Annotated in this window: 9 protein-coding genes and 1 pseudogene; 2 read left to right on the top strand and 8 right to left on the bottom strand. The window is 59.8% G+C overall.

Annotated elements, in window-relative coordinates; translation table 11 throughout:
- Positions 1-295: LysM peptidoglycan-binding domain-containing protein (locus ACXJLU_RS32040; protein WP_457337789.1), on the bottom strand; the 295-nt coding region annotated here is incomplete at its 3' end.
- Between the two features lie 169 nt (positions 296-464).
- The gene (locus ACXJLU_RS32035; RefSeq protein ID WP_457337788.1) at positions 465-971 is read right to left on the bottom strand and encodes a hypothetical protein; all 507 of its coding nucleotides are present in this window, start codon (positions 969-971) and stop codon (positions 465-467) included.
- A 97-nt stretch (positions 972-1,068) separates the two neighbouring features.
- Between ACXJLU_RS32035 and ACXJLU_RS32030 the strand changes: the two are divergent.
- Positions 1,069-1,254 (top strand): annotated as a pseudogene (locus ACXJLU_RS32030) (IS30 family transposase); the annotation flags it as partial.
- A 140-nt stretch (positions 1,255-1,394) separates the two neighbouring features.
- On the opposite strand, the gene ACXJLU_RS32025 reads toward ACXJLU_RS32030, so the two are convergent.
- Together ACXJLU_RS32025 and ACXJLU_RS32020 are read right to left on the bottom strand one after the other, a co-directional pair.
- On the bottom strand, positions 1,395-1,700 hold the full coding sequence (locus tag ACXJLU_RS32025) for a hypothetical protein (RefSeq protein ID WP_457337787.1): 306 nt from the start codon (positions 1,698-1,700) through the stop codon (positions 1,395-1,397).
- Between the two features lie 4 nt (positions 1,701-1,704).
- Positions 1,705-3,012 (bottom strand): CdiA C-terminal domain-containing protein, encoded by a 1,308-nt coding sequence (locus tag ACXJLU_RS32020; RefSeq protein ID WP_457337786.1) that lies wholly within the window; start codon positions 3,010-3,012, stop codon positions 1,705-1,707.
- A gap of 272 nt (positions 3,013-3,284) precedes the next feature.
- On the opposite strand from ACXJLU_RS32020, the gene ACXJLU_RS32015 reads away from it, so the two are divergent.
- Positions 3,285-3,476 carry a hypothetical protein gene (locus ACXJLU_RS32015; protein ID WP_457337785.1) on the top strand — a complete coding sequence of 64 codons (192 nt, stop codon included), beginning with the start codon at positions 3,285-3,287 and terminating at the stop codon, positions 3,474-3,476.
- 6 nt (positions 3,477-3,482) lie between these two features.
- On the opposite strand, the gene ACXJLU_RS32010 is transcribed toward ACXJLU_RS32015, so the two are convergent.
- The 4 genes from ACXJLU_RS32010 to ACXJLU_RS31995 all read right to left on the bottom strand — a co-directional run.
- Positions 3,483-3,788 carry a hypothetical protein gene (locus ACXJLU_RS32010; protein WP_457337784.1) on the bottom strand — a complete coding sequence of 102 codons (306 nt, stop codon included), beginning with the start codon at positions 3,786-3,788 and terminating at the stop codon, positions 3,483-3,485.
- Between the two features lie 192 nt (positions 3,789-3,980).
- On the bottom strand, positions 3,981-4,427 hold the full coding sequence (locus ACXJLU_RS32005; protein ID WP_457337783.1) for a hypothetical protein: 447 nt from the start codon (positions 4,425-4,427) through the stop codon (positions 3,981-3,983).
- 268 nt (positions 4,428-4,695) lie between these two features.
- Positions 4,696-5,193: an ankyrin repeat domain-containing protein gene (locus ACXJLU_RS32000; RefSeq protein ID WP_457337782.1), complete on the bottom strand. Its 498-nt coding sequence runs from the start codon at positions 5,191-5,193 to the stop codon at positions 4,696-4,698.
- A 3-nt stretch (positions 5,194-5,196) separates the two neighbouring features.
- The coding region (locus ACXJLU_RS31995) for a LysM peptidoglycan-binding domain-containing protein (protein WP_457337781.1) at positions 5,197-7,496 on the bottom strand (2,300 nt) is incomplete at its 5' end.

Below are 7,496 nucleotides of genomic sequence, written 5' to 3'. Positions count from 1 at the left end.
GGTCGTACGGCCTGAACACATCCGCGGCGTTGCTGTTGCCCGCCACGCTCGGGATCATCAGCGACTGCCCCATGCGCAGGTCGTCGTCCCCGCCCAGCCCGTTGGCCTGCGCGATCTTCCACCACAGCTTGCTGTCGCCGTAGGCCGACCTCGCAATGCTCTGCAGCGTGTCCCCTGAGACCACCACGTAGCTGCCGCTTCCCGGCTTCGGGTACGAACCGCTGATGCTGCGGAAGCTGCTGTCGAACTTACCTATCTCCGTAAAGTTCGGGTCACCTCGGGCGACAAGCAGCATGTGCTGCCGCTCGGTAGCTATCAAGGCATCACCATCGTCACCGCAAGCCAGGCCGTCGAGCAATTCGAACGGCTGGCAAGCTGATCGGGTACGTTAGCGGCAAGAGGCAAAACCTGACCCTCACGCCTTGTGCGATTGCTCCCGGCGCAAGAGGGTTGAGCGCAATGGCCTACATCACCACGCCGCCGAACTTCTCGAAGGCCTCTCGGGCTTGCTCTTCGGTGCAGGCCACCAGCTTGGCAATGGACGGGATGTGGATCACTCCGGCTCGCACCGATGCGGGCTGGTCTGCACAGATGCGCATGTACTTGCCGAGTTCGCCCGGCCATGTCATGGCGGCAACGTCCGCCGTACGGCGGGCGAAGTCGAGCAGAACCACATGCGGCCAACCAGGCAAGCGCAGCGACGAGGCATCGGTGTTGAAGAACCGGCAGCCATCGAGCGTCGCATCGGTGAAGTCGCAACCCTCAATCGCGCCGAAGTCACCGTCACGCTCAGTGTTATGCGAACGCCCGAAGTCGATCCCGCTATAGACCCCGTGGAACCGACAGTTGATGAAGCGGGCCTTGAAGAGCGCAAAGTCTCTCTGGTGCTTCGTGGCAACCACATCGCAATCTGCAATCGTGGTTCGCAGAATGACGATCGGCCATTGACTGGAATGCTGGGCCAGCTTCAAGGTGCTAGAAGTGAGGGTAGCGTCAACGAGTCCATGGCATTCGTTTTCCGACAGGACCACCGTTTCGCCGGCAAGAGCCTGTTCGCGAACGTCGCCCCGGCTACTGCGCCAGTACCTGCCCAAGGGCACCGACCTGTCGGTGTTCAGTCACGACGAGCTCGATGCCATCGCCGACGAGATGAACAACCGGCCTCGGGCCACGCACGACTGGGATTCGCCGATCCGGGTATTCGCCGCCATACTCAACGCCGACTCTCAACGTCAACTCTCAACCACGCATTGATGCGGGCGGGTGTTGCACTTCAGACTTGAGGCCGTTGGGTCTCTCTGGCTTCGTCTTGTGCAGTTGCAGACCTTACCAGTTGGGCGGGGTGCTGCACCTCAGACTTGAGACTGCCCATCGGATTTGGAGACCACTGCCTGTCAAATGGGTCTCTCATTTCCGATCAGAACAATGACCCGTCCCTCGCCGAAACCAGTACGAATCAGTTCCGCGACCTCCCCAACACGAGCAGCTTGCATCTTATCCGTCAGCCCCACCAGAAAAACCGTCTCCGCAGATATTCCGAACTCTGCTGCAATTTCCTTGTGCACCTCATCGGCGGGCCTAATTTTCGAGAATGAGAATGCCCCATTAAATTCGATCTCACTCTTTCTGGCAATACGACCCAGTACTTCGCTCCCAACTGCCAAGGAGTAGGAGGTGTAGCAATTCAGATCTATCGCCATCTTATCACCTGTGATTGAATATAGTAATACTCTTCGACGTGTCAATAATTATTACACGTTGAAGATCGGGTATTTCATATTTATGAAACTGCTCCAATAGCTTCTCTACAGACGCATTGCTATCAGCCAGATTAATGACGATATTTTTCGTCTGTCCTGCCTCAACTTTATCGCGCGCAGCGCTCCAAATATTTCGGACGTTGCTGGTTTCCGGCGCGATATTGTCAAACACATCGCCATTAATACGATAATCTGGGTTTTTCAGTCCTGGAATGCGTGGATTTTGCTCCACAATCATCCCACCCTGGGAACTCAGGATATCAGCACTTTCGTTCTCCCTATTCAAAGATCGAGTAGTTACATTGTCACTCCGAGTCGGTATCTTCGTTCTCGGACCGAGAAGCACTCCAGAACTCCGAACAGGGCTTCCCTGTGAGAGCGATAGCTCAGACAAGAACGGATTACCGCTGACATCCGGTACGCTTTGTACCAAATTGCGCCATGCCCTAGCTGCAGCAGTGGCGCCCACTTGCACAAGCCCCGCCATTCCGCCGACCACACCAGACGCAATGTCTCGCGCCGTCGCGAAGTTCCAAGCCTTTCCACCGTTGTAGTCCAAGGCGGATGAGGCCGCTAGGTGTTCAAGAGCAGCACTTGCAAAGTCCCTCTCCTGGCCGAGCGTCACAGCCAACATTGCGACCGCGAAAGGATTCTTCCGAATGATGTCAAGGCCCGTCGCCAAATTCGCCGCCGTCGCGACATCAGTTGAGTCTCCAGCCAAAAGAATTCCAACCGTCTGCGAAATCTGAGCTGATAGGTTCCGCTGAGTAGTTCCGCCTTGTGCGAAGTAGTCGGCAGCAATCTTGCCCATCGCACCCATCAAGGATGGATCGTCGGTTAACGATTTGAGATCTCTTGCATATGCGTCCAGCCCTCGAGAGCGTTCACCTGCAGCTTCCGCTGCCTGGACCGGAGTGAGGCTGACTGTAAGTCCGTACTGGGCCGACATCAAGAGCGACGTAGTTCCGCTTGTTAGATCGGCCACGATCCCGCGGGGATCCACCCGATAAGACACCCCTGCGGCCATACTGCGCTGGGATGAGTCTGCGTAGAGTGGTGCAGTAGCCTTCAGCCACTCTTGATGAGCTCCCACATCAATTGCCCCGCCTCCATTGCTGCTTGGCGCTGGCCCGCCAACTAGAACACCAGCCCAATCAAAGTCGTCATTGGCGCTCATTCGAACGTCGTAACGTACCGAGGCTTCGCGCCTTGAGCTTTCGCGCAGCGTCTCGATGCGAGCAGTCGTCTGCATTTCATCGGCTAGCCCTTGACCCAACGCATTGCCAAACGCATCCGTCGCCACTTGCGTGGCCTGGAAGCGCCCCCCCGCGCGCCAGCATCGTCGTCGCCCCGGCCGCGAAGCCCACCACGCTGGCGCGTGCGATGTTGTTCGCCATGTCCAGTGCCGTGGTCGCTCGCTGCACCTGCCTCCAATCGGGCGCATTCAGCCCCTCGTTGGCAGCCTCTCCCGCCGCACCGCCCAGCGCGGCCGCCGCCACGACCCTCCACTGGAACTGCTCCTGCATGCCGCGCGCCAAGCGCGGCCCGGCACCGAAGATGCAGCAGCACATGGAGCGCATCAGCACGCTGCCCAAGGCCAAGCAGAAGTTCGTCATGGAATTGCTGGGGAGCGTGCTCGCGCAGCAAGGGCGCCGAGCCACAAGCGACAAGGGCCGCTCATCGAGCGGCCCTTCATTCATAGCTTGCAGTAAGTGAAGCTCGCTATGAGCTTGACAGATCGATGCCACCTTCCTTCAAAGCCGAGATGAAGCGCTGCAACTGCGAAGAGATGTCAACGATTGACGTTCCCCCTTTAGCTGTCAATTCCGCCTTCCCATCTGCCCCGAACTGAGCGGCAATTACCCTAGCTTCAACCTGGATGTCATTCGGCAACAGGCGGAACAAGTCCGCCGAACCAGATTCGGCGACAAGCCTTATGGCCACGCATGCCACGTCGCTGGCTGGGACCCCATGGTTCTTCCACATGTCGACCCAAAGGGCAATCTTCTTGGCCGCGTCTGTGCTCATTTTCCATATCCCCGATCAGTAGCCGGAGCTTGCTCGGAAGGCGTTGACCGCCTTGTCACCAGCGATGACTGCATCGTAGTGCCAGTTTCATTAAGGTAATTTGTGCTCGACGGGGCGCAGTTTGAGTCTTGACTTGCCAAGCTCTCTCCCAACGCATTGACAAAGGCGGCTGACGCGCCCGTGCACCCCGGATCACAAGACGCGCTTGTGCCACTCATCGAGAAGACCGACCTGCAAGGTCTTGTCGATCTTCCCTGCCTCGATCGCACCGGCGTAGTTCCCGCCATACATGAACTCGAAGGCAACAGCGACCTCTTCCGAGAGTCGCCGCACTGCCTGCACAAGCTCATCGACCTCGGCGCAGTGCCGAGCATCGACATCTGCCGGCAACCCACCCGGGACATGGGCTGAACACACCTCCAGCTCGCCCCCTACTGTTTCGACCGGCAGATCCTCTCTGCGAGTTGCCGAGTCCTCCGTCAAGTCCACGTATTGCGGAGGACCAATCAACCACTGGCGCGTGTTCGCCACCTTTGAGACGAGTTGTCGAACGCGCTCCCTGATCTGCGGCGTGACATCGTCCGCCACGTAGAAGAGCAGCCTGTCTCTCGGAAGGCAGCGCAGAGTTTCGGGGGTCATTGTCCAGGCACCATTTCCTTTGACGGATAGAACGGAGCCGCCGCTCCAGGTCCACCGGGGTTATACCGGAACCCTCCAGGCATGTGTGCATCCAGGTGGCGGGTCGCGGGCAGCGGAACCGTGACCGGGAGCCCACCAATATGTTGTGGGCTGATGCGCTCACCCAACAGTTCCTTCAGGACTGGCTCAGCAAGCACGGCAATCAGCCTCCAAAGGCGGCATGAGCGCGGGCCTCTGGAAGGCGAAAAGCAGAGGGCACCTCAGATCGTCAGATGAGACGTGCAAGGATCTCCGCGATATCGGTCCTGCCTCGCTCTCTAGCAAAGGCAAGTGCGTCCATGTCGCTCATCGAATCTCCGGAGTATTTAACCGAAGCGTCGATTCCCTTTTTCAACAAAAGGAGCACGACGTTATTGTGGCCTCCATAGATCGCACTAAACAACGGGTTCCTTTCTGGCTCGCTGACGTCCATTTGAGCCCCTTCTGCAAGAAGGTACTCGACGACTTCGACATGTCCATACGCGGCAGCCACGTTGATTGGGCCACCACCGAAAACGCCCCCACGCGCGTTGGGATCGAACCCCTGTCGAACGAGATACTTGACCATGTTCAGCCTGCCCGCTGCAGCTGCAACGTGGAGCCACGTCCCATATGGCGTTGCCATATGCAATAGCGATTCGTCCCCGCCAATCAATGCGGCGAACCTCTCGATATCCCCGCCCTCCACGGCGTCGACCAGCCCTCGGTTTCTCAAGCGTGTGTCCATTTGCTACTTTCGTTGTGCCGCAATCTGGCCCAGTTCTTCCAATCTTTTGACCATCGCCTCTCTGGTCCCCAAAAATTCGTGCACCTGTTTCAGCTCTGTGACCACGTTGCGGACAGCATCAACGTTGTGCTGCCCCGCGATCCGGTTGGGAGCCCATACCAAGTTCTCTGGCCCCATGATCGGGTCAATGTCGTAGGAACGCAAGAGGGCCTGACCTTCAGCCACCAACGCCTTCTGTGTAGCTCCATTCCCCTCCTTGAAAAGGATGTGATGCGCATGGGGATCGACCATGCCCTCTGGAGGAGGTCCCTTCAACTTGCGCAACAGAGCGCCAAAGTCGACGGGGCGTCCTGTGCCCGGCGGTACGATATACATCGGTCTGGCCCACGGACCAAGTAGTTTTCCAAGGGTGGAGTTGGCGAACGCTTCCGGGCTTGAACCAGCCAGCGTCTTAGCCACCGAACTGGCAATGTTGCGCAATCCGACTGAGGCGATCGAAAACCCTTCTCCGACGCGCTGCATCCCGGTCTCAGTAGCCTGCATTCCCATCCACGCGGCAGCTAAGCCTTCATTGTCTTTGTACCTAGTCAACCCTCCTGAGCCAATTACCGAATCGGCATAAGCGCCCAATTGCCCCATTTCGGTGTCAGTCATGCTGGCCAAGTAGAACATCGTGGTGTCTACGTGACTGCGCATACTCAGAAGGGTATTCATGTACAAGCCAGGTGCAACGGCCTCCACTCGCGCATCGCCTGGAATGCGATTCACGAATGAGGGCTCGAATGCCGCTAGTTCCTGCAGTTGAGCTGCAATTGCTTCGCCGCTGGCCCTGCCGACACCGCCAGCCCGATCGGTAGCGACGGCAATTCGGTGGACAGTTTCCTGATCTCCAAACGCCCCCAACTGCGCGAATCGTCCAATGTCCTGGGTGAAGGTTAGCCCGCGAGCCAGCAATTCATCTTGCATGGCAGGATCGGCCTGGATCCCCCGACGCATCGTGTCGATCTTTTCCAATGCAGAGTTTCGGAGCCGATCTACTTGGCCGGGATCTTGCCCGCCAGCACTCAGTGCAGCAGACAACTCATCCACGCCCTCGTATGCGCTGCGCTGGAAATCACGCCACCTTTCAGACGCACCTACCTTGATGATCTCCCTCGGCGCAGAAGCCGCCCCGGCAAATTGCACTCCCTCAAAGCGATCAAAAGCTTCGCCATCGGCTGCGTCACGGACGAGATTCACCAAGTTCGTCTGCCCTGTTCCACCAAGGCTGGCGCCATCATCCCCGGTGCCCAGCTTCACTCGACTAGCACTCTCACCAAGCCTCGCCCCCCTACCGGTCAAGGCATACAGAGAGTTGGCCTGCGGCACCATGGCATCGCCCAAGCTCTCCCCCAACGCATTCCCAAACGCATCCGTCGCCACTTGCGTGGCCTGGAAGCGCCCCCCGCGCGCCAGCATCGTCGTCGCCCCTGCCGCGAAGCCCACCACTGCGCTGCGCGCAAAGTTCTGCGCCTGCTCGACGGCCGTCGTGACCCCAGTGACCTGGTTCCAGCCCATGGCCGCAAGCCCTTCATTGGCAGCCTGCCCCGCAGCACCGCCCAGCGCCGCTGCCGCCACCTGCCCCCAGCGGAACTCGTCCTGCAGATCCAGCGCCACGCCCACGCTCTGCGTGGCCGCGCTTGCAATCGCAGAGCGCACCGCCGCGTTGGCGATCGTGTGCGTCTCGCCCAGCGGAGCCCAGCCCTGCATCGCGCCACCCACGCCGCCTCCCACTGCCGCCAGCGCCACCTGCTTCCAGTCGAAGCCGTCCTGGATCCCCGCCGCGTTGGCCACCACCTGCCCGGCCACCGAGCCCGCCGCGCCGCCCGTGGCACCCGCGGCAATCGCGACTTCCGTCGACGCTGCGGCAGCCCCGCCGTACTGCGCCAGGTAGTACTGCTGCGTCGCCACGGCCACTGCCACCGTCACCGCGATGATCAGCACCGTCCCCATCGTCCCGCAGCCGTCGTCCGGCGCCTTGATGTACGGCGTCGTGTCCCCGATCAGCGCGCCAGGGTCGTACGGCCTGAACACATCCGCGGCGTTGCTGTTGCCCGCCACGCTCGGGATCATCAGCGACTGCCCCATGCGCAGGTCGTCGTCCCCGCCCAGCCCGTTGGCCTGCGCGATCTTCCACCACAGCTTGCTGTCGCCGTAGGCCGACCTCGCAATGCTCTGCAGCGTGTCCCCTGAGACCACCACGTAGCTGCCGCTTCCCGGCTTCGGGTACGAACCGCTGATGCTGCGGAAGCTGCTGTCGAACT

The organism is Rhizobacter sp. P5_C2 (genome assembly GCF_054049715.1).
This window is presented reverse-complemented; position numbering and strand designations above follow the sequence as displayed.

Bases quoted from the DNA above. Each gene is read 5' to 3' on its own strand.
- ACXJLU_RS32020 (WP_457337786.1), bottom strand. From the start codon at position 3,012: ATGCAGACGACTGCTCGCATCGAGACGCTGCGCGAAAGCTCAAGGCGC.
- ACXJLU_RS32025 (WP_457337787.1), bottom strand. From the start codon at position 1,700: ATGGCGATAGATCTGAATTGCTACACCTCCTACTCCTTGGCAGTTGGG.
- ACXJLU_RS32005 (WP_457337783.1), bottom strand. From the start codon at position 4,427: ATGACCCCCGAAACTCTGCGCTGCCTTCCGAGAGACAGGCTGCTCTTC.
- ACXJLU_RS32015 (WP_457337785.1), top strand. From the start codon at position 3,285: ATGCCGCGCGCCAAGCGCGGCCCGGCACCGAAGATGCAGCAGCACATG.
- ACXJLU_RS32000 (WP_457337782.1), bottom strand. From the start codon at position 5,193: ATGGACACACGCTTGAGAAACCGAGGGCTGGTCGACGCCGTGGAGGGC.
- ACXJLU_RS32010 (WP_457337784.1), bottom strand. From the start codon at position 3,788: ATGAGCACAGACGCGGCCAAGAAGATTGCCCTTTGGGTCGACATGTGG.